This window comes from Streptomyces sp. 891-h, assembly GCF_022760275.1.
Classification (GTDB): Bacteria; Actinomycetota; Actinomycetes; order Streptomycetales; family Streptomycetaceae; genus Streptomyces; species Streptomyces spirodelae.
Genome location: NZ_CP050693.1, coordinates 3,765,916 through 3,789,736, shown reverse-complemented (window position 1 = coordinate 3,789,736; position 23,821 = coordinate 3,765,916). Strand labels below are relative to the sequence as shown.

The window sequence follows — 23,821 nt, the reverse complement described above, 5'->3', positions numbered from 1 at the left end:
GGCCCGGCCCCTCGGAAGAGGGGCCGGGCCTTCCGCGTGCCGTGGGTGGTCCCCGGTGACGGTGGGTGCGGGTAGCGGGGCGGCGAGAGCGGCGGACTGCTGATCGGGGACAAAAGGGTCCTTGTCCGCAAAGAGCTCTCTTTCTCGACTGTCGTGCAACCTTCTGGCCCTTTCGGGGATCTCTTTCCCCGAGTCAACAGACTCCTTCGAAACTTGGCCCCTTCCACGAGCAGCCGGCTCGCGGGGCCCCTTCTCCACTTGGGGAACACATGCGTATGCGTGCCACTGCCGCCGCCGTGAGCGGTGCCCTGGCTCTGTCCGCTCTCGCGATACCGGCCGCCCTCGCGGCCGAAGCCCCGGCGAAGGACGCCGGGGCGGCTGTCAGCGCCGCCCACGACGCCGATGTACGCAAGGCCGTCTCCACGCAGCGTGAGGCCGCCCCGTTCGGGATGCGCGCCACCGCGCCCGACGACGGCTACGGCGACACGACCGTCTCCGGCGTCGTCGTCAACTCAGGCAAGGACGTGGTGCTGGGCACCACCAAGACCAAGACGGTGACGGTCTCCTACAAGGTGACCGACGACTCCGGTGTCGCCTGGTCCGACTCCGTGCTGTGGCACGGTTCGAGCGTGGACGACATCGACACCGGTGTCCTGGCGAACGAGGCCGAGGCCACCTGCACGGTCACCTCGGCCACCACCGCCACCTGCAAGCAGACCTTCACCATCGACCCGCAGGTGGATCTGTTCAACGCGGCCGCGGGCACCTGGAAGGTCTCCGTCGTCGCGCAGGGCAACGACGCGGACTGGGTCGACCGGGACGTCGCGAAGACCTTCGCGATGAAGCGCTACTCCAAGCTCACCGTGAACGCTTCCCCGGAGCCGGTGAAGAAGGGCCGGACGATCACCATCTCCGGCTACCTCTCCCGGGCCAACTGGGACACCTCCAAGTACGCGGGCTACACAAAGCAGACGGTGAAGCTGCAGTCCCGTCCGATGAGCGGTGGCAGCTACGCGACGCTCAAGTCGTACACCACCGGCAGCGGTTCGTCCGCCGGGAAGGTCAAGACCACCCGTACCGCGGGCAAGGACACCTGCTGGCGCTACTCCTTCGCCGGCACCTCGACCACGCCGTCGGTCACCTCGAAGGGCGACTGCGTCGACGTCCGCTGAGCGGCGCCCGGGGGGATGAGGGAGTGAGGGGGCGGGCCGTGCGGCGAGGCGAGCCGTCGGCCGTCGAGCGGTCGGCCGTCGAGCCGTCGGCCCGCCCCAGGGGCCCCGGCGGCGGCGCCGACGTTTGCGCCGCCGCGGGCCCTGGTACCGGTAGCGCGACCTGACCGTCGGCGCCGGCCGGCGCTTCCTCGGCGAGCGGAGTGCTGCGATGACCAGTCCCGATCCCGGCCACCGGTCCGAGAACGGGCCTGAACACGAGCCTGAGCACAAACCCGAGCACGAGCACAAGCCCGAGCACGAGCGTGAGCCCCGGCCCAGGACGGAGCCCCAGCCCGGGCCGAGGCCGGAGGGTGAGCCAGGGCCGGAGCCGGGGACGGAGCGTGCGGGTGCGTGGGATCCCGAGCGGGAGAAGACGTCCGGGCGGCGCCCGGAAGGGCCGCCACACCCGCGCAGCGGGACGCTGGGCCAGACGTTCAAGCGCACCCTGACCGAGTTCAAGGAGGACAACCTCTCGGACTCGGCCGCCGCGCTCACCTACTACTCGGTACTGTCGATCTTCCCGGCGCTGATCGCGCTGATCTCGCTGGTCAGTCTGGTGATGAGCCGGCAGAAGATCATCGACACCCTCAACGACCTGGTCAGTTCGATCGGCCCGGCATCCGCCGTGGACACGTTCAAGAAGCCGATCGAGTCCATGGCGTCCGGCTCCGGAACCCCCACCGCGATGCTGATCGTCGGCGTGCTGGGCGCACTGTGGACGGCCTCGGGATACGTGGGCGCCTTCATCCGCGCCTCGAACGTCGTCTACGAGGTGGAGGAGGGCCGCTCCGTCTTCCAGCTGCGCCCCGTGCAGCTCCTGGTGACGCTGATCGCGGTGCTGCTCCAGGCGCTGGTGCTGGTCGGGCTGGTGGTCAGCGGTCCGCTGGCGAAGAAGGCCGGGAACGCGCTCGGTCTGGGGGACGCGGCGGTGACGGCGTGGGACTGGGCCAAATGGCCGGTGATGGTGCTGGTCGTCATCCTGATCATCGCGGTGCTGTACTACGCCTCGCCCAATGCGCGGCTGCGCGGCTTCGCCTCGGTGCTGCCGGGCGCCGTACTGGCGCTGGTGGTCTGGCTGATCGCCTCGGTGGGGTTCGCGTTCTACGTGGCGAACTTCGGGTCGTACAACAAGACGTACGGGGCGCTGGGCGGCGTCGTGGTCTTCCTGGTGTGGCTGTGGCTCACCAACCTGGCCATAGTCCTGGGCGCCGAGTTCAACTCCGAGCGGGAACGGGCCCGGGAGCTGGCCGAAGGGGTGCCGGGTGCCGAGCGGGAGATCCAGTTGGAGGAGCGCTCCAGGACGAAGCGGAAGAAGCGCTCCCGGACCGCGTGAGGAGGCGGCCGGCCGGGGCCCCGGCGGCACGTCGGGGCGCCGTCGGGCCGACCCGGCTGTTCGGGGAGGCTGTTGGGTATCATCGGCCGCCAGAGAGGTCCCAATGTCTAAGAAGGACGAGGTAGCGCGGTGAAGAAGCTTTTCCTGGTCGCACTGGCCGCCATCGGCGGTCTCCTCGTGTACCGCCAGATCCAGGCGGACCGCGCCGAGCAGGATCTGTGGACGGAGGCGACCGACTCCGTGCCCGCAGGTTCGGGTGTGTAACCCCAGCGAACGGTGAACGTGAGGCCCTGGCCGCTTCTGGCGGCCGGGGCCTCCGTCGTGTCCGGCCCTTTGTCCAGGGGAAATTGGAAGCCGCCTGCTGTTTCTGTACCGTGACACTCACCCCCTTGCCGCTTGCTCCTGCAAAGATTTACGGTGCTCTCGCAAAGCTGCGGGAGATCCGAGGGGCCAAGGGGGACGAAGGACATGCGACCAGAGCGAAGCCGGCTCGCCCGGGGAGTGACCGGAGGAGCGCTGCTGGCCTTCCTCGCCGGGCCGCTCACCGGGGCCGCGCAATCCGCGCCAGCCGTGCCAGCCGTGCCAGCCGCACATGCCGCGCCAGCCGCACATGCCGCCTCCGGCAAAGAAGCGCTCGTCCGCAACTCGCTGGAGATCGTGCTGGACTCCTCCGGCTCCATGGCCGACAAGGACGGCTCCGGAAGGAGCCGGATGCAGTCCGCGCGCAAGGCGGTCGGCACGCTCGTCGACAGCCTGCCCGACGCCTACCCGACCGGGCTGCGCGTCTACGGCGCCGACAAGGCCGACAGCTGCACCGACACCCGGCTCGTCCAACCGGTCGGCGCACTGGACCGGGCCGGCATCAAGAAGGCGGTGGCCCAGGTGCGGCCCAGGGGGGAGACGCCCATCGGCCACGCGCTCGAGAAGGCCGCAGCGGACCTGCCCCCTGCGTCGAAGAGCGCACCGGGCCGCCGCACCATCGTGCTGGTCTCCGACGGCGAGGACACCTGCGGGACGCCCGATCCCTGCGAGGTCGCCGAGGAGCTGTCCAAGGACGGCCTCGACCTGCGGATCGACGCCATCGGCTTCCAGGTCGAGGGCAAGGCACGCAAGCAGCTGGAGTGCATCGCGCGGGCCGGGCACGGCGAGTACTACGACGCACCCGAGGCCGAGGACCTGGCCCGCGAACTGGAGCGCGCCGGACGGCAGTCCGCGGACGGCTACCGCCTCCGGGGCAAGCGTGTCACCGGCGCGCACTCCTCGGCCGATGCGCCCACGCTGCGCCTCGGCGGTCAGTACCTGGACACCATCGGGCCCGGCGAGACGCGCTGGTACGCCGCCCGGCTCGACGGCGGGTCCGGCGCGCGGACCGCGGACTTCGCCGCCACCGGCGTGCCGCAGCCGGGCGCGCGTGTGGCCGGTCTGGACGGGCTGAAGCTGACGATGCGCAGTCCGCACGGCAGCAGGTGCGGCCACGACCGCGCCTGGTTCCAGCAGAGCGAGGGCGGCACCCCGGTCACCGCGGCCGTCAGCCGTGTCCCGAGCGAGGACGGCGTCCTCGACTGCGACAAGCCGGGGCTGTTCACCTTCGAGCTGAGCCGCGACTCCGACGAGGACTCCGACCGGGCACGCTGGCCCGTGGAGCTGCGGCTGGGCGCCGAGCGTCCGCTGCCGCACGGCACCTCCCCGGCCCGCGCCGAGACGGGGTACCGGGACAATGGCAGGGACGCCACCCTGCCCACCGGAACGCCCAGGGACATCGAGGGCGGTACCGGCTTCAACGACGCGAGGAAGCTGCGCGAGGGCGTCTGGCGGGACACCCTGGTGCCCGCCCAGACCCGCTGGTACCGGGTGCCGGTGGGGTGGAACCAACAGCTCCGCTACGACGTGGAGTTCGCCAACGAGCCCAAGCGGCAGCAGGGCGGCAGCCCCTTCTCCTACGTACGGACCCAGACGTACGCGCCCGGGCGGCTGCCGGTCACGGACGGGCCGGAGTTCTCCCCGCGGCGGCCCTACCGGGGTGACCCGGTCAAGGTGTCGCACGGTACGGTTCCCGTCTCCTGGAAGAACCGCGCGGAGCCGTCGGCAGCCGTGCGGCCCGTACGGCGGGCCGGCGACTACTACATCGCCGTCACGCTGGGCTCCGGAGCCGCCCGGATCGCCGAGAACGCCGCGGTCCGTGTCGTCCTTCGCGTCGGCGTCAAGGGCCGGGCGAAGCAGGGGCCCGAGCACGACGCGCCGTTCGCCGACGCGGCCGCCGCGCGGGACGGTGGCGGCGCGGCCGACGGCGACGGCACCGGCGGCGGTGACGGTGACGCGAACGGGCAGCAGGCGGCGGGCACCGGCCCGCACCCGGCCGTACTGGCCGGCGGTGGGGCCGCCGCGGTGCTGCTGGTGGCAGGAGGGGCCTGGTACGCGGTGCGGCGCCGTGCCAGGGTCCGGAGCGTGAACGCGACGAGGGGTGGCACGTGGTGACAGGGGTTACGGGGGCGGCTGGTGAGGCTGGAGCGACTGAAGTGACCAGCACGACCGGTGCGGCCAGTGCGGCCAGTGCGGCCAGTACGACCTGTGCGACCGGTGCGACCGGGCTCGACCACCGGTTCAGGAGGCGCGCCGCCGCGGTGGCGGCCGCCCTGTGCGCGACCGCCGTGGCACTGGGCACCTGCGCACCGGGCGCCTGGGCGGCGAACGGCGGGCCGTCGGGCGACCCGCGCACCTACCGGACGGCCGAGGACGCGGAGAAGGTCACCGGCAGCTCCAGCAGCGCGGACGCGCCCGAACTGACATCCGGACTGTTCACCGACCGGATCAAGCCGGGCGAGGAGAAGTACTACGCGCTCGACCTGGACGCCAGGTCGGACGTACACATCACCGCTACCGGGGTCCCGGACCCCGGCACCAGGATCACCTACCAGGACGGCCTCCAGGTGACGCTGCAGAACACCGACGGCGACACCTGCGGCCGGGGCGACACCAAGGGCAGCGGCGACACCGCCTTCCCGCTCTCCGCCCACGCCTCCCGACTGATGGGCGACCCCGACGACGAGGCCTGCCGCGTCAAGGGGCCCTACCTGGTGCACGTCGTCCGCGAAGAGGGCGACAACTCCGACCCCAGCTCCTGGCCGCTGGAGCTGTCGGTGATGGAGGAGCCCGGTCTCAAGGGCGGCATCCCCGCGCCCCGCCCGGGCACCGAGGAGGAGACCGACGAGAACAACACCCGTCCCGCGCCGCCCTCGGGCCCCGCGAAGACCCGCAAGGGCGGCACCGGCTTCAACGACGCGCGAGCTGTCGGCGACGGCGTCTGGAAAGACCGACTCCGGCCGGGCGAGACGCGCTACTTCCGGGTGCCGGTGGACTGGGGCCAGCGGCTGTACGCGCGCATGGAGGTGCCCAACGCTGCGCGCGAGGCCAAGACCGGCAGCTCCTTCCTGCCGCACGGCTTCCGGATGAACGTCTACAACCCGGCGCGGGCGCCGCTCTACGACGAGGAGGTCAAGAGCTACAACGGGGACGGCGCCGAGTTCGACCGCTACAGCAACCCCGTCCGCTACGAGAACCGCTTCCTCGACAGGGACTCGGTCTCCGGCACCCGCTTCGCCGGCTGGTACTACGTGGCCGTCACCGTCGGCCCGGACATGGTCCAGCAGTTCCCCGACGGCACGCCCGTCACGCTGCGGATCGGCGTCGAGGGCCACGCGAAGGCGTCACCCTCGTACGACGGTGACGCCAGGGCCGCCGGGTTCGGGGTCGACGACCAGGACCGCGAAATGGCCGAAAAGGGGCTGACCGAAGCCGAGGCCGACAGCAACGCGACCCTGCGGATATTCGGCTGGGCCGGAGTCGGTGCGGGGTCCGCGCTGTTGCTCGTCCTCGCGGTGTGGCTGCTCACAGCCCGCCGTCGGGCGGCTGCCGCCGCCGCACCGCAGGGTTGGCCCCCGCACCCTCCCTACAGCCACGGCTAGCGGCTGCGCCGCGGTGCTTTTTCCGGGGAGGGGTCTGTTCCGGGTGCCTAAGCCGTGACGGTGAGGGCCCAGATTCCCGCGGCGAGGCAGGCGAGGGCCACCAGCAGCATCGGTATGGCGACCTTCGCCGGGGGGCCGGGTTTGCGCGCCGCAACCGGTACCGGAACCGGAGTCGGCGGCTCCGCCATGGGCTGGTACGCCGAGTAAACCTGAGGCTGCACGGGCGTCGGAGTCGGCATCGGCGCCGGTGCCGGGGGCTGAAGCGGGAAGGTCCCGGTGGGCGTCGCCGGGGCCACAGCAGCCGCAGTCGCCACAGGTGCAGCAGCCGGGCTCACCGGAGCCGCAGCCGGGCCCGCGGGGGTACCGCCCTCCAGCGGTCCCTCGGGGCCGAATCCCTCCGGCAGCGGTCCCAGGTGGTCGAACACCTCGACCGTCTCCTGCTCCACCGTCGCGTCCCGGTCCAGCAGCTCGACCGCGCCGGCCAGCGCCTTGCGGGCACCCGTAGCGGTACGGAACCGCAGGCCGGGATCGGGCTGCAGCAGCTGCCCCAGCACCTGCCACAGCGGCTCGGGAACCCCCTCGGGGGCCGCGGGCATGCCGTGCTCGTACTGCTCGAACAGCTCCTGCGCGTCCGGCTTCTGCCCGGTGAGCAGATAGAGCGCCACCAGTCCGACCGCGTACAGGTCGGAGGGGAAGTCGGCCTCGGCCTCCAGCATCTGCTCGGGTGCGAAGTAGCCGGGCGTACCGACGACGTAGTTGGTCTCGGTCAGCCGGGGCTCGCCCTTGCGCATGGAGATGCCGAAGTCGGACAGCCGCAGGTGCGGCCGGCCGGTTCCGGTGGGCTCCAGCAGGATGTTCGCGGGTTTGATGTCCCGGTGCACCACGTCCTCGGCGTGCACCGCGGCCAGCCCGGAGAGCAGTTGGTCGAGCAAGGTGCACACGAAAGTGGGGGGCAACGGGCCGTAGTCGCCCACGAGATGGGCCAGCGAGCCGCCCCTGACCAGGTCCATGGTGAACAGGACCTTCTCGTCGTCGGCAGCCCAGCTGGTGGGGGCCAGCACATGCGGATGGTCGATGCGCAGGGACTGCTCGCGGACGAAGCGCAGCAGGGTGTGGGCGTCGGACTGCTGCAGCACCTTGGCGGCCACGTACCGCTTGCGCCGGTGGTCCCAGGCGCGCCAGACCATGCCGACACCGCCGCGGCCGATCGGATCGACCAGCTCGTACCTGCCGGCGAAGACCTCTCCCATGGTGGTGCGCCTGCTTCCGCTCTCAGCTCTGATGCGCCTCGTAGTGCTTGACGGCGTCCGCGGTGCGGCCAGCGCCGTAGACCCGGAGGAACTCTGCCAGCTCCGGGTGCGAGGGGGCGAGCGCGTTCGACGCCTCGATGATGTCCGCGGCGTCCGAGACGGAGCGCAGCAGGGCCTGGATCTCCCGTACGACGCGCTTGACGGGGGTCTGGGAGGCGCCGGAGGACGACGTCTGAGTGGTGTTGTGGAGTACGCTGCCGCCCGCTGTACGGCGGATCTCGTCCATCCGGCTGGTCGCGTCGGCCGCGCTGACATCGCCGCGCGCCACCTCGGCCGCCAGCTCCTGGAGGGCCTGGACGCGCTGGACGACGGCCGGGTTCCCAATCTTTGCCCGCTGCCCGCTCATGAGCTGCGAAAGCATAGGGGCGGACAGTCCGAGCACCGTCGCGAGGCGCGCCTGGTTGAGCCCGAGGTCCTCGATCAGACGCCGGAAGAGAGTCCCCAACGGCTCGCCGTACCACTGACTCTGGAGCTCGCGCGCCTTCGCTGTCGGGTCCTGTGCTGCTGCGTCCATGGCGTCTCCCCTGGGCTGCCCTGTTTCACTTCGCTCGCGCGAACTTGCCGTGCATCCTACGGACGGTGACAGGGGCGGGGCGATACCCGGTCGGAATTCGCCCGCAGGAGCCGGTACCCTGGTGCGCGACGGGGCCATAGCTCAGTTGGTAGAGCGCTGTCTTTGCATGGCAGATGTCAGGGGTTCGACTCCCCTTGGCTCCACGTCACCAGAGGCCGTCCGACCTACGGAAACGCAGGTCGGGCGGCCTCTGTGGGGTGTGACGCCGATGGCCGGGTTCAGAAGCCGGTGGCTTTGCGGAGCAGCAGGACGGTGCTGCGCCCCGGGAAGGGTTCCGCGTTGAGGACGAGAAGGCGGTTGACGGCGCTGGGCCTGCCGTGGGCCGCCTGGGTGCGGGCGCTTTCCAGCGGGAGGCAGTGGTCTTCGACGCGGCGCAGCGCGGTGCTCAGGTCGGGCACCACCTTCTGTGCCCCGACGATCCAGATCGCGCGGCCGGCGCCGCCCGAGTAGCTGGGGAGTTGGCTTCCGCTGCCCGAGGCCGCCACGAGGGAGCCGGTTTCGGTGACGGCGGCGACGCTTCCCACGACGACGTCGGGAGTGGCCAGCAGCCGCCGGATCTCGTCCATCTGAGTGGCGCGGTCCATGGCCAGGACGCGTGGCTTGACGGCCTGGTACCGCCCACCGGCGTTGATGTCCTCGTCGATGCCGGAGAGGCGGAGAGTCTCGCTGGCCCCGGTGAACACACTGGTGCCGTCGGGTATCAGCTCGTGGACGCGGGTACGCGCGGCGGCGGCGTCGTCGAGGACCTCCACGGTGAAGCCGTGTGCGGTGAGGGCGGCGGCCGTCCGCTCGAGGACCTGCGCGGGCGCCGGGGCGGCGAACGCCGGCGTGGCCGGCAGTGGGGCAGTCTGCTGGGCAGTCATGGTTTCGGTGAGCTTCCTGTTCGCTGGACGATGTGGCTGTCTCTCCTGTTCGACAAGACAGCCGTGCGGAATGTGAGCGACATGTGCGGGGAAGCCGCCGCCTCACAATCGGGCGGGCTGTCTTGTCGGACCTGTCGAACGGGTGAGCGCAGCTGCGACCGAGGGAGCCGTCGACACCATGACCCACCATTCCGGGCCGGAACAGGGGCGGCCCGATCCGGGCCTTGAGGCGATCATGAGCGAGCGGCGTCAGCTGATCAATCTCGCCTACCGGCTGCTGGGCTCCCTGGCCGAGGCCGAGGATGCCGTCCAGGAGACGTACACCCGCTGGTACGCCATGTCACGGCGGCAGCAGGACGCCATCGCCTCCCCCGGGGCCTGGCTGACGACGGTCACCAGCCGTATCTGCCTCAATCTGCTCGCCTCGGCCCGGGCCCGGCGGGAGACCTACGTGGGCGCATGGGTTCCCGAGCCGCTGCCCGAACGTACGGAGTGGGCCGGCGGACGGCCGGGCGGTGCGGCCGTGGACGACCCCGCCGACCGGGTCACCCTGGACGAGTCGGTCGACCTGGCCTTCCTGGTCGTCCTGGAATCGCTGACCCCGGCCGAGCGCGTCGCGTTCATCCTGCACGATGTCTTCCGCTATCCCTTCGCCGAAGTCGCCCGGATCGTGGGCCGTACCCCGGCGGCGTGCCGCCAGTTGGCCTCCTCGGCCCGCCGCCGTATCCGCGCCTCGCGGCCTTCCCCGGCTCCGGCGGCCCAGCGCGCCGATGTCGTCAGGAACTTCAAACAGGCATGGGAAGCCAAGGACATCGAGGCCCTCATCGGGCTGCTCGACCCCGACGCCACGGCGGTCGCCGACGGCGGCGGCCTGGCCACCACCTTCCTGCACCCCATCGAAGGCGGCGAGCAGATCGCGCACGCCTGGGTCGAGCTCGCCCACCGGAGGACGGGCAACACGACGTTCCTGGAACGCACGGTCAACGGTCAGCCGGGCCTGGTGGTTCAGCAGGACGCCGTCACCGTGACGGTGTTCGCCTTCGAGGTCGCGGGCGGCCGGATCACCCACATCTGGGTCATACGCAACCCCGAGAAACTCCGGCACTGGACGACTGGAGCCCCGCGGAGCGGAGAGCTCGCCCAGGTGCCGGGTGAGGAGGACGGGACCGACAAGCCCCCTCGGGCCTCACCGGCGGGGCCTGTCACAGGCGGGGTTCCGGGTCCGGGTGGGTGGCCCAGGTGAGGACCTGGTCGCGGTCGGCGTGCAGGGCTCTGCGGAAGAGTGCCTCGTACGCGGTGTCGCCGAGTTCGGTACGGGCCCTGGCCTGGCCCTCGTCGCGCAGGGGCGCCACCTCGGGGGTGCCGCGTTGCGGGTGCCCGACCATTTCCCAGTGCTGCGCTCCGGCGCCGTAGGCGAGCGCGGCGAGTTCGGGCTCGCCCTGCTGGGCCCAGGCGGTGGCCAGCAGCTCCAGGCCCAGCGCGATGCCGAAGCGGTCGCCGATGCGGCGCTTGGCGTCGAGCATGTCCCGTGCGTGGGAGCCGGCCGCACTCGCGCGGTTCTCGAACAGCGCGATCAGGGCGAGCTGGTAGTCGGTGTAGGAGCGGGTCCAGAACTCACCGAGGTGCACGCACTCCTCGCGCAGGGTCCCGGCTTCGCGGCGGGCTTCTTTGAGGCGTCCGGCACCGGTGAGCGCGAAGATCCGCATGAGCCGGCACAGTGTGCTGCCGAAGGCGGGGCCGGGTGCCGTACGGGTGTCCCGCAGGGCCGCGTCGGCCGTGGCCAGCGCGGCCAGTGGGCGTCCGGTGAACAGCGAGGCGAGGCCCTCCAGGTAGGCGGCCTGGCACAGCCCTTCCTCGTCCCGGGTGGCCAGGGCCGCCTGCCGGGTCAGTTCGGCGAAGGTGCGGCCCGCTTCGTGGTCCCCTTGCAGCAGCCGGGCCAGCCCCAGCGTCCACAGGCCCTGGGTGCGCGCCCGGCCCGGCCCGTCGGTGCAGGCCAGGGCCAGCTCCAGGTAGTGGTGGGTCTCGTAGAGGTGGCCGCAGCACACCCAGAAGAACGCCACGTTCCCGGCCAGCTCCAGGGCCGCGGCCGGGTCGGAGTCCAGCAGGAAGCGGAGCGCCTCGCGCACGTCGTGGTAGAGCTCCTCCATCCGCTCGTACCACGCCTGCTGGCGCGCGCCGAGCCATTCGGCGCGGGCCTGCCGGGAGAGTTCGACGACGGCCGCGGCGTGCCGCTCCGCGACCTGGTGGCTCTCGCCCAGCTCCCGCAGCCACATCCGGCCGTACTCGCGGATGGTGTCCAGCAGCCGGTAGCTCTCGTCCTCGGCCGTCACGACGGACTTGTGCACCAGCCCGGCGAGCGCTGAGCGCAGCTCCTCCCCGGTCAACGGGCCGCCTGTGCAGACCTGTTCGGCGAGTACGGCGTCGAAGGCGGCGGGGAAGACGGTCAGCCGGGCCCACAGCAGCCGTTCGGTGGGGCGGCACAGCTCGTGGCTCCAGCCCACCGCGGTGCGAACGGCGCTGTGCCGGGCGGGGCGGCGGGGGTTGTCGCAGGGGCCGGGCTCCCCGGGGTCGTCGGGCAGGTCCAGTCCGGAGCGGATGCGGTCGGCCGTCTCGGCCAGCGTGTGGTGGCGCAGCTGTGCGGCGGCCAGTTCCAGTGCGAGCGGCACCCCGTCCAGCCGGGTGCACAGCTGGGTGGCCAGCCGCCGGTCAGCGAGGGCGTGCAGCGGTCTGCCGACGGCTTCGGCGCGCTGCCGGAAGAGGGTGACCCCCTCGGTGGCGGGCGCGAGCGGCGGCACAGGGAGCACGGCCTCGCGTACGGCACCCAGCGGCTGTCTGCTGGTGGCCAGCACGGTGAGGTTGGGGCAGGCGGTCAGCAGCTCTCCGATGAGGTGGCGGCAGTACGGCACGAGGTGTTCGCAGGAGTCGAGCGTCAGGAGCACGGTACGGTCCGCGACCCAGCCGCACAGGGCGTCCAGCGGTATGCGGGGGCTGTGGTCGAAGATGCCGAGGGCGTCGGCGACGGTGGCGGCGAGCAGTTCGTCGCTGCGCAGCGGCCACAGGTCGGCCCAGTAGAGGGTTCCGGTCTCCTCGCGGGGTGCCGCCCCGGGGCGGGGCCGGGGGGTGTGCTCGCCGGACGGTTTGTGCAGTGCGTACAGGTTGTGCAGGGCATGCAGGGCGTGCAGCGCGAGTCTGGACTTCCCCACTCCGGCGCCGCCCACCAGGGTGATCAGCCGTTGCTCCCTGAGCGCTTTGGTCAGCTGTGCAAGCTCGGCCGCCCTGCCGACGAAGGATGTTGTCTCCTCAGGGATGTTCTGCTGCTGCACAGGTTCAGTCTTCCTGCCCGAGTGCTCCGTAGTCCGCCACTTTCGGGTTTCTCCTGGATGAGCTTGGATGAGTCCCGATGGGGAGAACTCGTGAGAGTGAGGCGCCAACTCGCAAGCGGAGTTTGGGTTTTACACTCGTTCGAGTGACGATGCAGGGGTGGCGCAGCGCCACCCCCAGAGGTCCTGCCTATGCTTACGGGCCGATTTCCCCGGACTCCTACGGTCACAAGGTCATACGTGAGGGCACCGATGGCACCGCACCCGGACGAGAGCGGCCGCAGGCTGTCCTCCACCGAACGAGAGGAGCCCCGCGCGATCGGGGAGGAGCCCTGGGCCGACGAGCATGAGGCCCCTGCCGGGTCCGAGCAGGACGGCCCTGCAGGGACGGTGCTGACCCGCGCCGAGCCGGGCCGTACGGTTGTCGAACTGCACGGCGAGATCGACCTCGCGGTGGTGCTCGAGACCACGCCCCAGCTCTACGCGCTGACCACGGCACCCGCCCCGCGACTGGTCGCCGATCTGCGGCCCGTCACCTTCATCGACTGCAGCGGGCTCGCACTCCTGGTCGACATCCGCTCCCGGGTGCTGGCCAGCGGCGGCAGTTTCACACTGGTGTGCGTCGACCCCCGGGTACTGCGCCTGCTGCGGATCACCGGGCTGGATGACGTACTCGTCGCGGTGCCGTCCCTGGAGGAGGAGGGGGCGCATGAGCACACCGGGAGGGGGCGGGAGAGCTGAGTCTCCCGCCCCCTCCCGTCACCGGTGTGCGCCCCGCGCGCCCGCCCGGCGGTCACTTCTTGCGGCGGCCCCCGTTCCCGGAGGCCCCGGAGTTCCCTGAGCCCTCGGCGCTCCGGGAGTCCCCGGCGCTACCGGACTTGCCGGTGCTGCCGGACGACTTGCCGGTGTCCCCGGAGCCGCCGCTGCTGCTGCCGGACTCCGCGTCGTCCTGCTTGGCCTTCACCTCGGGGTCGAGCTCGGCGTCGAGCGTGGAGTCGCCGCCGCCCTCGACGGGTGAGCCGTTCACGCCGGCGAGCGACCCCCGGTCGCCGACCTCCGTGGCGGCCGGCGGCTCGACCAGCCAGTCCGGGTTCGCCTGCCGGTCCCACCAGCGCCAGGCCGCGTAAGCGCCGCCGGCGACCAGCCCGACCAGACCGGCCCGCCAGAGGAACCGGCCTGCGCGGGAGCGCCTGCGGCGGCGGCGCGAGAGCTTCTCGATCTCCTTGACGGACACCTGGCCGCGCAGCGCGGCCACGGCAGCGGCACCGCGCTGCGCCGCTTCCTCGCGGGCGGGCCCCGCGGCCGCGCGGGCCTCCGTCACGGCGCTCTCGATCCGCGGTCCCGCGTAGGCGGCGGCCTTCCGCGCGGCCTTGCGGGTCTGCTGGGCCGCCCGGCCGGCGGCCACCTCGACCTCGGAAGGGAGGGTGTCGCGAGCCCGTGCGACCCGGGGGCCGACGTAGTGCTCGTATCCTTCGCGGGCGGAGTGGCGGGCCTGCTCGGCGGCCTTGGAGACCTTCGGCCCGAGCCGCGCACTCGCCTCATGCGCGTAGCGCGCCGCGGTGTCCTTGGCCTGGCCCGCATGGGGCCTCACCACCTCCGCGGCGTGGCGCACGCTCTCCTTGGCGGTGCCGGTCGCAGCGCGCACGCTTTCCTTGGCGGTCACGGTTCCTCCTCCTCGGTGGCTCATGACTCAGGGCAGTCGCTCCGCCGACCCTTTTCGGCAGCGGAGGACAGGAAGTCGTTTTTCCACCTGTTTCGAAGATCATGCCTGCCCGTGCTCTGCCCGGCATCTCCCGGTCGGGCATCCGGGTCAGCCACTGCCCCCAGCGTCCGTGCGAGGATCGGGGCAGTCAATGCAGACAGATGGAAGGTAGATCGTGGCCGAGCAACTCCACGCCACCCTGAAGACCAACCACGGCGACATCCGCGTTCAGCTCTTCCCGAACCACGCGCCGAAGACGGTCAAGAACTTCGTCGAGCTCGCCGAGGGCTCCCGCGAATGGACGCACCCGGAGACGGGCCAGAAGACCACCGCGAAGCTGTACGACGGCACCGTCTTCCACCGGGTGATCAGTGGCTTCATGATCCAGGGCGGGGATCCGCTGGGCAACGGCACCGGTGGCCCCGGTTACGAGTTCGGTGACGAGATCCACCCCGACCTCGCTTTCACCAGGCCGTACCTGCTGGCCATGGCCAACGCGGGCCCCGGCACCAACGGCTCGCAGTTCTTCATCACCGTCGGCGCCACCAACTGGCTGACCGGTAAGCACACCATCTTCGGTGAGGTCGCTGACAAGGGCAGCCAGGAGGTCGTCGACGCGATCAGCGGTACGCAGACCAACCCCCGCACCGACCGTCCGCTGCAGGACGTGGTGCTGGAGTCGGTTGTCATCGAGCGGCAGCAGGCATAGCCGACAGGCAGCACGAGCGAGCCGACCGGCAGCGCGAGCAGGCCGAGCGGCACCAGGGGAGCGCCGGGCGGCCGCGGGCCGGCGGCGGGAACCGCACGCCCCACCCGTCCGTATTCTCGGCGGGTGGGGCTGATGCGTACGGGACACTGGAGGGGTGAGCGTGGAGCAGGACGGACAACCCGGGGGTGGGGCCGAAGGGCGGGCGCCGAGACACTGCTACCGGCACCCCGACCGGGAGACGGGCATTTCGTGTACGCGTTGCGAGCGGCCCATCTGCCCTGAGTGCATGGTGCCGGCGTCCGTCGGATTCCAGTGCCCCGAGTGCGTACGGTCCGGATCGGGCACCGGACACCGGCCGGGCGCCAACCGGCCGAGGACGGTAGCGGGCGGCCGGGTGACCGCGGACCCGCGGCTGGTCACCAAGGCGCTGCTGGGCGTGAACGTCGCCGTCTTCATCGCGGTGCTCGCGGTCGGCGACCGGCTGCTGGACCAGCTGCTGCTGTTCGGGCAGGCGGTGACCGAGCCGTACGGTCCGCTGGAGGGCGTCGCGGAGGGGCAGTGGTACCGGCTGCTGACCTCGATGTTCCTGCACCAGGAGATCTGGCACATCGCGATGAACATGCTCGGCCTGTGGTTCCTGGGCCCGCCGCTGGAGGCGGCCCTGGGCCGGGTGCGGTTCCTGGGCCTGTATCTGGTCTCCGGGCTCGCCGGCGGCGCGCTCACCTTTCTGGTGGCGGCACCGCAGCAGGCCTCGCTGGGCGCTTCCGGTGCGATCTTCGGCCTCTTCGGGGCGATGGCCGTGCTGATGCGGCGGCTGCGCTACGACATGCGGCCGATCCTGATCCTGCTGGCGATCAACCTGGTCTTCACCTTCACCTGGAAGAACATCGCCTGGGAGGCGCACGTCGGCGGGTTGGTGGCGGGCCTGCTGCTGGCCTGGGCCCTGGTGCACGCGCCCCGCGAGAGGCGGGCGCTGGTGCAGTACGGCGCCTTCGCACTGATGATCGCGGTGATCGTGGTGCTGCTGGTGGTGCGGACGCTCCAGCTCGGCTGACTCGGCCGGGTCGGCCCGCGCCCGGTGGACAACCGGGCGCGGAGCCGCCCTTCCGGAGCTCGGAAGGGGGTCCGCCGCCGGGTTGTCCACAGCGGGTACGGAATCTTGTGCATGGCGTGGCCCGTCCGGGGGCACCTTCGCTCAGGTGTGCGTTTCCCTTGCGATTCCTCGCCCGACCAGGGCTCTCCGCCCCGGCCGTGCAGTCACACCGGCGTCAACGCGCCGAAAGTTATCCACAGATCTTGTGAGTTTTCCAAGGCTGTGGATCAGCCTGTGGATAACTCTTATTTCCACTGGGTGGAGACGACGAAGCCGGTCGCGATGAAGCCGAACCCGACCACGATGTTCCAGTCGCCCAGCGACTCGATCGGAAGCGTGGTGTCGGTGACATAGAACACCACGATCCAGGCGAGACCGATGCCGAACATCGCCAGCATCAGGGGCGCCACCCAGCGGCGGCCACCGCCCCCACGCAGATCGATCTGGGTGGCCTTCTTCTCCGGCGGGGGTGTGAAGTCCGCTTTCTTCCGGGTACGTGACTTCGGCACGAGAGACTCTCCTGTCGATGCTCTGCTGACCGCCGTACGGCCCACTGGGACGGTGGTCCGTTAGCGTAGTGCTTTCCCAGGGCGGAGGGAGACAAGGGTACGGTGACCAGATCGTTGATCCGGCCTGCACGGCTGGCCGCCATAGGCGTCTTCGCCCTTGCGGGCCTCATCTTCTGGGTCAGCTTCAACACGGCGCAAGGGACGAACATCCGCAGCGACGGTTCCATGCTGCGGCTCTCCGACCTCATCCAGGAACGCAGCAGACAGAACGCGGAGCTCGACAGCCAGGCCGCGGCAATGCGCCGGCAGGTCGACAAGCTCGCCCGGCGGGACGACGGCAGCAGCCGCGACCAGGACCGCAGGCTCGGCAGACTCGAGAAGCTGGCCGGCCTCGAGAAGATCTCAGGCCAGGGCCTGACCGTCACCCTCGACGACGCCCCCAGCAACGCGACCGCCAAGGTCCCCGGGCTCCCCGACCCCGAACCCAACGACCTGGTCATCCACCAGCAGGACCTGCAAGCCGTCGTCAACGCGCTCTGGCGGGGCGGGGCCAAGGGCATCAAGGTGATGGACCAGCGGCTGATCTCCACCAGCGCCGTGCGCTGCGTGGGCAACACCCTCATCCTGCAGGGCCGCGTCTACTCCCCGCCCTACAAGGTCACTGCCGTCGGTGACCGGGAGAAGCTGCGCACCGCGCTCGACAGGGCACCCGCCATCCAGAACTACCTCGAGTACGTGGACGCCTACGGCCTCGGCTGGAAAGTCGAGGAGCACAAGGCGCTGACTCTTCCCGGCTACTCCGGCACAGTGGATCTCCGGCAGGCCAAGCCCCTGGAGTGACCGTGACTGTGCGGGAGTGAGACGGCGTGGCGTTACGAGCGGTCGTACGAAGCCTCAGCGAGCTGTGCATCACCGTCGGCCTGATCATCGTCCTCTTCGTCGTCCACCTCCTCTACTGGACGGGGCTGCGCGCCGACGCCGCCGCCGACGACGAGATCGCCCGGCTCCAGAAGAAGTGGTCTTCCGGGCCGGTGCGCGGAGCCGGCGGGGAGCCCGCCGGAAAGGGCGAGGGCCGCGGCAGCGACGACGACGAACGGCCACACGGCGGCGACGGCACGCCCGGTGGCGACCGGGGTCGACCCGGGCACCGGACCGGAGAGGCGACGCCGGGCGGCTACCGGGACGGCACCTCCTTCGCCGTCATGTACATCCCCCGCTTCGGCCGCGACTGGTCCCGGCCCGTGCTGGAGAACACCCGCGCACAGACCCTGCGCAAGGGCCTCGGCCACTACAGGCGCACCGCGGCGCTCGGGCAGCGCGGCAACTTCGCCGTCGCGGGCCACCGCCGCACCTACGGCGACCCCTTCAAGGACTTCCCCCGGCTGCGCCCCGGCGACCATGTGTACGTCACGGACGGCGGCACCTGGTACACCTACACGCTCACCCGGCGGCCCTACCGCACGCTGCCCGGCGACACCGGAGTGCTCGACTCCGTTCCCGCGCCGCTGGACAAGTCCGCCGCCCCCTTCGACCGGCCCGGCCGGTACCTCACCCTGACGACCTGCGATCCGGAGTGGGGCAGCAGCCACCGGCTGATCGCCTGGGCGCGGCTGGACGCCACCCGCCCCGCGAGCGCGGGCAAGCCGGCCGCGCTCACCCGCTGACGCCCCGCTCACCGGCTGACGCCGTACTCTGACGCCGTACTCTTGGGTGTGCCGAACGGCACGCGTGCCCGGTGTGGCGCGGGAGGAGAGAGGACGGCATCGCGGGATGTACGGCTGGATCTGGCGGCATCTGCCGGGCAACGTGTACGTACGTGCACTGATTTCGGTGGTGCTGGTGGTCGGGGTTGTCTTTCTGCTGTTCCAGTACGTCTTCCCGTGGGCGGAACCGCTGCTGCCGTTCAACGACGTGACGGTGGACGGCGCGGCCGGAAGCACCGGTCCCGTTCGCTCCGCCGCTGAGATCGCCGGGGGTGTGGCGTGAGCGCCCGCATTCTGGTCGTGGACAACTACGACAGCTTCGTCTTCAACCTCGTCCAGTACCTCTACCAGCTCGGCGCCACCTGCGAGGTGGTACGCAACGACGAGGTCGAACCGCGCCACGCGGAGGAGAGCTTCGACGGCGTGCTCCTCTCCCCCGGCCCCGGGGCGCCCGAGGAAGCCGGGGTCTGCATCAGCATGGTGCGGCACTGCGCGGCCCGCGAGATCCCCGTCTTCGGCGTCTGTCTGGGCATGCAGTCGATGGCGGTCGCCTACGGCGGGGTCGTCGGCCGGGCGCCCGAGCTGCTGCACGGCAAGACCTCCGTCGTCTCGCACGAGGGCGCGGGCGTGTTCGCCGGGCTGCCCTCGCCCTTCACCGCCACGCGCTACCACTCGCTGGCCGTACGCGGCACGCTGCCCGACGAACTGGAGGTCACCGCCTGGACGGCGCCCGGCGGCGAATCGGTTGACGGCGCCGACCTGGTGATGGGGCTGCGCCACCGCGAGCTGCCCGTCGAAGGAGTCCAGTTCCACCCCGAGTCCGTACTCACCGAGGGCGGCCACCGGATGCTGGCCAACTGGCTGGTGCGGTGCGGGGACACCGGGGCCGTGGAGCGCTCCGCGGGGCTGGAGGTGCCGCGCGGCGCCGGTCTGGGGACGGTCACCGGGTGACCACGGGCCACGGTGACGGCAGGGGGGCGCAGGGCCACTCGTACGGCGCCGGGGACGATCCGGAATACGACCCCTACCGCGCGGCCGTCGACGCCCTCGCCGATCCGCTCAACGACCCGCTGCCGGGCCAGCGCCCGCCCGAGCCCCCACCGCAGCCGGACCCTCCAGCGGCCGCTGAGGGGGCGTACGGGGCCGAGGGCGGCCAGGCGGCCGACTGGTACGCGGCACAGCCGCAGCCGCGGCCTCAGCCGTCGGCAACGCCCCCGCCGACGGCGACCCCGGCGTCGGCCCCGACGCCGTACGAGCCGCACGGTCCGTACGGTCAGTCGGCCGAGCCGCCCCAGCAGCCCGTGCAGCCGGTGCAGCAGCCCGTGGCACCGCCGACCCAGCAGCGCATGTCGCCGCCGGCTCAGCGGGCCGCGCAGCAGCCCATGGGGACCGAGCGACAGCCCGGCGGGCCCGCGCGGCAGCCGGGGCCGCACCAGCCTGGGCAACCCCAGCAGCCTGCGCAGCCGCAGCAGTTCGGGACGGGGCCGCAGCAGGGCCGGGGACGGGCGGCCGCGGAGGACCGCAGCACGGTGGGGCTGCGGCGGCCGAGCCCGCAGGAGCTCTCGCTGGGCGAAGCGGTCGACGCGCCCGCGGGCCGTCCCCGGATCGAACGCCCGCCCGGCCCCTCGCGGTTGGAGGCCCGCAGGGCGGCCCGGGCGCTGCGTCCAGGGCCCGGGATCATCGCCAGCCGCGCCATCGGTGAGGTGTTCATCACCTGTGGCGTACTGATGCTGCTCTTCGTCGCCTACCAGCTGTGGTGGACCAACGTGCTCGCCGACCAGCAGGCCGGCGGCGCCACCAACAGGCTCCAGAAGCAGTGGGACGAGCACAAGCCCGGCGACGGGGTCGACCCCGAGCGCAAGGCGGGCGCCTTCAAGCCCGGCGAGGGCTTCGCGATCATCCACATCCCGAAGATCGACATCACCGCACCCATCGCCCAGGGCGTCTCCAAGACGAAGGTGCTCGACAGGGGCATGGTCGGCCACTACGACGAGAAGCCGCTCAAGACGGCGATGCCCTGGGACAAGAAGGGCAACTTCGCGCTGGCCGGCCACCGCAACACCCACGGCGAACCGTTCCGCTACATCAACAGGCTGGAGGCGGGGGACGAGGTCGTGGTGGAGACGCAGTCGAAGTTCTACACGTACAAGGTGACGCGGCAGCTCCCCTCCACCTCGCCGTCCGATACGGGAGTGATCGACCCGGTTCCGCCCAAGTCCGGCTTCACCAAGCCCGGTCGCTATATCACGCTGACCACCTGCACACCGGAATTCACCTCGAAGTACCGTCTGATCGTCTGGGGCAAAATGGTGGACGAACGTCCGCGCAGCAAGGGCAAGCCGGACGCGCTCGTCGACTGACGCCGGCGGGCGGAAGCCCGGCGTGGCGACCAGCGAGACAGCGGCGGAGGCGGCAACAAGTGAGCGAGGCCAAGCGGGACGCTTCCGCGGGAAGAGCTGCACGCGACGAGTCGGCCCCCGAGCCGGCCCCCGAGCAGGATGCGGACGCCGCGTCGGACGAGGCCCCGGCAGCAGACACCACCGCAGACGCTTCAGACGACGCCGCAGACGCCGCAGCCGAGCCGGAGCCGGTGGCCCGGACCAAGGGCCGGTCCGAGGCGCGGCGGGGGCCGATAGCCGTGGCTGTCGGCGTCTTCGGGGAAATCCTCATCACCGCCGGGCTGGTGCTCGCGCTGTTCGTCGTCTACTCGCTCTGGTGGACGAACGTCCTCGCCGACCGGCAGGCGAAGAAGGAGAGCGACAAGGTCCGCGAGCACTGGGCAGCGGACCGGGGTCCGGGGAACCTCGACACCCGGGACGGCCTCGGCTTCCTGCATGTGCCGTCGATGTCGTCCGACGACATACTGGTCAAGAAGGGCACCGACCCCAAGGAGTTGAACCAGGGGGTGGCGGGCTACTACACCGAGCCCGTCAAGTCAGCGCTGCCGTTCGACCAGTCGGGTAACTTCGCGCTCGCCGCGCACCGGGACGGGCACGGGGCGAAGTTCCACAACATCCACAAGATCGACAAGGGCGATCCGGTCGTCTTCGAGACCAAGAACACCTGGTACGTGTACAAGGTGTTCAAGACCCTGCCGCAGACGTCGAAGTACAACGTCGACGTGCTGGATCCGATCCCCAAGGGCTCGGGCAAGAAGGAGCGGGGCCGCTACATCACCCTCACGACGTGCACGCCGGTCTACACCTCGAAGTACCGCTACATCGTCTGGGGCGAGCTCGTCCGCACCCAGGACGTCGACGAGGACCGCACGCCCCCCGCGGAACTCCGCTGATCCGCCCCTGCCCCTGCCCCTGCCCCTGCCTCCGCCTCGGCTTCTGCTGAGCCGAGGCCAACACCGAGGGCCGGACCAACGCCGAGGCCGCCGGGCGCACGGCCCGGCGGCCTCGGTTCACCGCTGTGTGTCCGTCAGTGGCGGAGCCCGCCGAAGAAGCCGCCGTCGTCGCCTCCGTCGCCGCCGTCACTGCCGCCGTCCGGACCGCCGGGGCGGGTGATGATGTCCACCTTGTCGCCCTTCTTGCCCTGGGTGTTGGGCTGGGGTGTGGTGGTGACGACCACCGCGTTGCCGCCCTGGGGGCCCTGGACGGTGCCGACGGTGAACCCGGCGTCCTGGAGGGCCTTCTTGGCGTCCTTGAGCTTCTGGTTGGTGACGTCGGGGACGGTGGCCGGCTGGTCGGCGGGTGCCTTGGCGACGGTCAGGGTGATGGTCGTGCCCTCGGGCTGCTTGCCCTGGCCGGGGTCCTGCTTGAGCACCTCGCCCGCCGGCCTGGTCTCGTCGTCCTGTTCGGCCTTGGAGACCTTGAAGCCGAGCGCTTCGAGCTGGGTCTTGGCCTGGTCGAAGGGCTTGCCCACGACGTTGGGCACGGTGGGCCGGGACTCGGTGGCCACGGTCACCGTCACCGTGGAGCCCTTCTTGGCCTTCTGGCCCTGGCCGGGGTCCTGGCTGAGGACCGTACCTGCCTGCTGGTCCTCGGACTCCTGCTGCTTCTTGGCGACCTTGAAGCCCGCCTCGTTGAGCTTCTGCTTGGCGTCCGCGTAGACGTCGCCGATGACGCCGGGGACGCTGCGCGGCGCCTTGTCCCGCGGCCCCTTGGACATGACCAGCGTGACGGTGCTGTCGGGCTCGACGCTCTCCCCGACGCCCGGGTCCGTCTTGCAGACGGTGCCCTTCTTCTCGTCGCAGAAGACGCTGTCGCCCTTGTCGGCCTTCAGTCCGGAGTTGCCGAGCTGTTCCTCGGCCTCCGAGGCCGACAGCCCCTTGACGTTGGGTACGTCGACGTTGTTGCTGGGCGAGTCGAGCAGCGCCTTGCCCACGAAGATCGCGCCGACGAGCACCAGGATGACGGCGAGCGCCAGCAGGATGGTGGAGAGCGGGTTCTTGCCCTTGCGGCGGCTGCGCTGATCGTCGTAGTAGCCGCCGTCCTCCGCGCGCATCGGGGGCAGCATGGAGGTCTGCGGTTCCTGTGCGCGCAGCGCGGTGGTGGGCTGGTCCTCGGGGTAGCCGCCGGCGCCCATGGGCGCCGCGACGGGCTGGCCGTCGAGGCACGCCTCGATGTCGGCACGCATCTCGTCGGCGCTCTGGTACCGGTAGTCCGGGTCCTTGACGAGGGCCTTCATCACGATCGCGTCCATGGTGGGCGAGATCTCGGGGTCGAAGGCGCTGGGCGGCTGCGGCTCTTCCCGTACGTGCTGGTAGGCGACGGCGACCGGGGAGTCGCCGACGAACGGCGGGCGTACGGTCAGCAGTTCGTACAGCAGACAGCCCGTGGAGTACAGGTCGGAGCGGGAGTCGACGGTCTCGCCCTTGGCCTGCTCGGGGGAGAGGTACTGGGCCGTGCCGATCACGGCGGCCGTCTGCGTCATCGTCATGCCGGAGTCGCCCATGGCGCGCGCGATGCCGAAGTCCATGACCTTGACCTGGCCGGTGCGCGTGAGCATGACGTTGGCGGGCTTGATGTCCCGGTGGACGATGCCGTTGCGGTGGCTGTACTCCAGCGCCTGGAGGATGCCGACGCACATCTCCATGGCCCGCTCGGGCAGCAGCTTGCGCCCGGAGTGCAGCAGCTCACGCAGCGTGGAGCCGTCCACGTACTCCATGACGATGTACGGGATGGAGACCCCGGAGCCCCCGGTGGAGCCGTCGTACACCAGGTCCTCGCCCGTGTCGTACACCGCGACGATCGCCGGGTGGTTGAGCGAGGCGGCCGACTGGGCTTCACGGCGGAAGCGGGCCTGGAACGACGGATCGCGGGCGAGGTCGACGCGGAGCGTCTTGACCGCGACCGTGCGGCCCAGCCGGGTGTCCTGGGCGAGGTATACCTCGGCCATGCCTCCGCGGCCGAGCACCGAGCCCAGCTCGTACCGGCCGCCTAGGCGACGCGGCTCTTCCATAGTCTCCAGCCCTCTCCGGTCTTCCGTGCCGCGGTGTCCGGAACTCCCCCGGCCTCCGGCCGGGTGGTGCCCCAAGGCTTGCGACACGGCGGTGTGCTGCTCGGCATACGGTACCCGCCACTG

The 23,821-nt window shown here is 71.2% G+C and carries 22 protein-coding genes and 1 tRNA gene; 16 read left to right on the top strand and 7 right to left on the bottom strand.

What is annotated here, in order from left to right; genetic code table 11:
* Window positions 1-275 precede the first annotated feature (275 nt).
* The 5 genes from HC362_RS16500 (at window position 276) to HC362_RS16480 (ending at window position 6,506) form a co-directional block, all read left to right on the top strand.
* Window positions 276-1,172 carry a DUF5707 domain-containing protein gene (locus HC362_RS16500; RefSeq protein ID WP_243084717.1) on the top strand — a complete coding sequence of 299 codons (897 nt, stop codon included), beginning with the start codon at window positions 276-278 and terminating at the stop codon, window positions 1,170-1,172.
* A 208-nt stretch (window positions 1,173-1,380) separates the two neighbouring features.
* Window positions 1,381-2,544: a YhjD/YihY/BrkB family envelope integrity protein gene (locus HC362_RS16495; RefSeq protein ID WP_243084716.1), complete on the top strand. Its 1,164-nt coding sequence runs from the start codon at window positions 1,381-1,383 to the stop codon at window positions 2,542-2,544.
* A 129-nt stretch (window positions 2,545-2,673) separates the two neighbouring features.
* Window positions 2,674-2,808: a DLW-39 family protein gene (locus HC362_RS16490; protein WP_019356762.1), complete on the top strand. Its 135-nt coding sequence runs from the start codon at window positions 2,674-2,676 to the stop codon at window positions 2,806-2,808.
* 204 nt (window positions 2,809-3,012) lie between these two features.
* The gene (locus tag HC362_RS16485; RefSeq protein WP_243084715.1) at window positions 3,013-5,019 is read left to right on the top strand and encodes a VWA domain-containing protein; all 2,007 of its coding nucleotides are present in this window, start codon (window positions 3,013-3,015) and stop codon (window positions 5,017-5,019) included.
* A gap of 41 nt (window positions 5,020-5,060) precedes the next feature.
* Window positions 5,061-6,506, top strand: coding sequence for a hypothetical protein (locus HC362_RS16480; protein ID WP_243084714.1), 1,446 nt, complete (start codon window positions 5,061-5,063; stop codon window positions 6,504-6,506).
* 47 nt (window positions 6,507-6,553) lie between these two features.
* Here HC362_RS16480 and HC362_RS16475 read toward each other — a convergent pair whose 3' ends face one another.
* Window positions 6,554-7,756 carry a serine/threonine-protein kinase gene (locus tag HC362_RS16475; protein WP_243084713.1) on the bottom strand — a complete coding sequence of 401 codons (1,203 nt, stop codon included), beginning with the start codon at window positions 7,754-7,756 and terminating at the stop codon, window positions 6,554-6,556.
* Between the two features lie 22 nt (window positions 7,757-7,778).
* Entirely contained in the window at window positions 7,779-8,330 is a 552-nt protein-coding gene (locus HC362_RS16470; protein ID WP_209266036.1) for a helix-turn-helix transcriptional regulator, read from the bottom strand.
* A 130-nt stretch (window positions 8,331-8,460) separates the two neighbouring features.
* Here HC362_RS16470 and HC362_RS16465 point away from each other — a divergent pair.
* Window positions 8,461-8,533 (top strand) — tRNA-Ala (locus HC362_RS16465).
* Window positions 8,534-8,608: 75 nt separating this feature from the next.
* Here HC362_RS16465 and HC362_RS16460 read toward each other — a convergent pair.
* Entirely contained in the window at window positions 8,609-9,253 is a 645-nt protein-coding gene (locus HC362_RS16460) for an LUD domain-containing protein (RefSeq protein ID WP_243084712.1), read from the bottom strand.
* A 178-nt stretch (window positions 9,254-9,431) separates the two neighbouring features.
* Between HC362_RS16460 and sigJ the strand changes: the two genes are divergently transcribed.
* Window positions 9,432-10,496 carry an RNA polymerase sigma factor SigJ gene (gene sigJ, locus HC362_RS16455; RefSeq protein WP_243084711.1) on the top strand — a complete coding sequence of 355 codons (1,065 nt, stop codon included), beginning with the start codon at window positions 9,432-9,434 and terminating at the stop codon, window positions 10,494-10,496.
* Here the strand turns inward: sigJ and HC362_RS16450 are convergent.
* Complete coding sequence (locus HC362_RS16450) at window positions 10,456-12,576, bottom strand: regulator (RefSeq protein ID WP_243084710.1); 2,121 nt, start codon at window positions 12,574-12,576, stop codon at window positions 10,456-10,458. The two genes, sigJ and HC362_RS16450, sit on opposite strands and share 41 nt — an antisense overlap.
* 237 nt (window positions 12,577-12,813) lie before the next feature.
* Between HC362_RS16450 and HC362_RS16445 the strand changes: the two genes are divergently transcribed.
* A complete protein-coding gene (locus HC362_RS16445) occupies window positions 12,814-13,314 on the top strand; it encodes an STAS domain-containing protein (protein ID WP_347568447.1) in 501 nt (166 codons plus the stop codon).
* A gap of 52 nt (window positions 13,315-13,366) precedes the next feature.
* Here the strand turns inward: HC362_RS16445 and HC362_RS16440 are convergent, their stop codons facing one another.
* On the bottom strand, window positions 13,367-14,236 hold the full coding sequence (locus HC362_RS16440; protein WP_243084709.1) for a DUF5324 family protein: 870 nt from the start codon (window positions 14,234-14,236) through the stop codon (window positions 13,367-13,369).
* 214 nt (window positions 14,237-14,450) lie between these two features.
* Here HC362_RS16440 and HC362_RS16435 point away from each other — a divergent pair, with 214 nt between their 5' ends.
* Window positions 14,451-14,984, top strand: a complete 534-nt coding sequence (locus tag HC362_RS16435) for a peptidylprolyl isomerase (RefSeq protein ID WP_243084708.1) — start codon at window positions 14,451-14,453, stop codon at window positions 14,982-14,984.
* Between the two features lie 154 nt (window positions 14,985-15,138).
* Entirely contained in the window at window positions 15,139-16,038 is a 900-nt protein-coding gene (locus HC362_RS16430) for a rhomboid family intramembrane serine protease (protein WP_209266031.1), read from the top strand.
* Between the two features lie 284 nt (window positions 16,039-16,322).
* On the opposite strand, the gene crgA is transcribed toward HC362_RS16430, so the two are convergent.
* Window positions 16,323-16,586 (bottom strand): cell division protein CrgA, encoded by a 264-nt coding sequence (gene crgA / locus HC362_RS16425; protein WP_243084707.1) that lies wholly within the window; start codon window positions 16,584-16,586, stop codon window positions 16,323-16,325.
* 102 nt (window positions 16,587-16,688) lie between these two features.
* Between crgA and HC362_RS16420 the strand changes: the two genes are divergently transcribed.
* The 6 genes from HC362_RS16420 (at window position 16,689) to HC362_RS16395 (ending at window position 21,581) form a co-directional block, all read left to right on the top strand.
* Window positions 16,689-17,426, top strand: a complete 738-nt coding sequence (locus HC362_RS16420; RefSeq protein ID WP_243084706.1) for a DUF881 domain-containing protein — start codon at window positions 16,689-16,691, stop codon at window positions 17,424-17,426.
* Between the two features lie 26 nt (window positions 17,427-17,452).
* On the top strand, window positions 17,453-18,250 hold the full coding sequence (locus HC362_RS16415) for a class E sortase (protein WP_243084705.1): 798 nt from the start codon (window positions 17,453-17,455) through the stop codon (window positions 18,248-18,250).
* A gap of 106 nt (window positions 18,251-18,356) precedes the next feature.
* Window positions 18,357-18,572 (top strand): hypothetical protein, encoded by a 216-nt coding sequence (locus tag HC362_RS16410; RefSeq protein ID WP_243084704.1) that lies wholly within the window; start codon window positions 18,357-18,359, stop codon window positions 18,570-18,572.
* The gene (locus HC362_RS16405) at window positions 18,569-19,240 is read left to right on the top strand and encodes an aminodeoxychorismate/anthranilate synthase component II (protein ID WP_209266026.1); all 672 of its coding nucleotides are present in this window, start codon (window positions 18,569-18,571) and stop codon (window positions 19,238-19,240) included. Before HC362_RS16410 ends, HC362_RS16405 begins: the two co-directional genes overlap by 4 nt.
* Complete coding sequence (locus HC362_RS16400) at window positions 19,237-20,649, top strand: class E sortase (protein WP_243084703.1); 1,413 nt, start codon at window positions 19,237-19,239, stop codon at window positions 20,647-20,649. Before HC362_RS16405 ends, HC362_RS16400 begins: the two co-directional genes overlap by 4 nt.
* Window positions 20,650-20,879: 230 nt before the next feature.
* Window positions 20,880-21,581, top strand: coding sequence for a class E sortase (locus tag HC362_RS16395; RefSeq protein WP_243088633.1), 702 nt, complete (start codon window positions 20,880-20,882; stop codon window positions 21,579-21,581).
* A 134-nt stretch (window positions 21,582-21,715) separates the two neighbouring features.
* On the opposite strand, the gene pknB is transcribed toward HC362_RS16395, so the two are convergent.
* A complete protein-coding gene (pknB, locus tag HC362_RS16390; RefSeq protein WP_243084702.1) occupies window positions 21,716-23,698 on the bottom strand; it encodes a Stk1 family PASTA domain-containing Ser/Thr kinase in 1,983 nt (660 codons plus the stop codon).
* Window positions 23,699-23,821 lie beyond the last annotated feature (123 nt).